At 52.8% G+C, this 254-nt stretch carries 1 rRNA gene (only partly in view); it reads right to left on the bottom strand.

Annotated elements, in window-relative coordinates:
* Positions 1-19: ribosomal RNA gene (locus IOC61_RS10915) — 23S ribosomal RNA — on the bottom strand; its annotated part reaches 141 nt to the left of the window's first position; the annotation flags it as partial.
* Positions 20-254 lie beyond the last annotated feature (235 nt).

The following is a 254-nucleotide window of genomic DNA, read 5'->3' as shown; positions in this document are numbered from 1 at the left end:
ACCCCAAAGGGTCTGGTCCGCGATGACACACGACATTGCCGGATACGCGCTTGAAACGTATCTCGTGTTCTTTCCTTGTGGAAAGAACGTTTGTCAGCATGAATCACATTGTTAAAGAGCAGACTGTCAATCGACAGTCATAAACCTGACATCGCGGTGTGCGATGCTGGCTTATGACTGCAGATCCGATCAGGTAAGACTGTGGGGTAGCGATGGTGGAGCCAAGCGGGCGGTGCGACGTTTCGCTCGAACGC

The sequence above is a fragment of the Halomonas sp. KAO genome (assembly GCF_015595025.1).
Taxonomy (GTDB): Bacteria; Pseudomonadota; Gammaproteobacteria; order Pseudomonadales; family Halomonadaceae; genus Halomonas.
This window is presented reverse-complemented; position numbering and strand designations above follow the sequence as displayed.